This is a genomic window from Streptomyces telluris, from assembly GCF_024519335.1.
GTDB lineage: Bacteria > Actinomycetota > Actinomycetes > Streptomycetales > Streptomycetaceae > Streptomyces > Streptomyces telluris.
Genome location: NZ_JANIID010000095.1, coordinates 1 through 465, shown reverse-complemented (window position 1 = coordinate 465; position 465 = coordinate 1). Strand labels below are relative to the sequence as shown.

Annotated in this window: 1 pseudogene; it reads left to right on the top strand. The window is 70.3% G+C overall.

Annotated elements, in window-relative coordinates:
• Positions 1–465: pseudogene (locus tag NQU55_RS36250) on the top strand (2-oxoacid:acceptor oxidoreductase subunit alpha); the annotation flags it as partial.

Here is a 465-nt window from a genome sequence, read left to right as displayed (position 1 = left end):
TGGAGCTGCCGCTGCTGATCGTCGACATCCAGCGCGGCGGTCCCTCCACCGGCCTGCCGACGAAGACCGAGCAGGCGGACCTGCTGCAGGCGATGTACGGGCGCAACGGTGAAGCACCGGTGCCCATCGTGGCCCCGAAAACCCCCGCCGACTGCTTCGACGCAGCCCTGGACGCGGCCCGTATCGCCCTGGCCTACCGCACCCCCGTCTTCCTGCTCTCCGACGGCTACCTCGCCAACGGCTCCGAACCCTGGCGCATCCCCGAACCCGACGAACTGCCCGACCTGCGCGTCCAGTTCGCCACCGGCCCCAACCACACGCTGGCCGACGGCACCGAGGTGTTCTGGCCCTACAAGCGTGACCCCCAGACCCTCGCCCGGCCCTGGGCCGTACCGGGCACCCCGGGCCTGGAACACCGCATCGGCGGGATCGAAAAACAGGACGGCACGGGCAACATCTCCTACG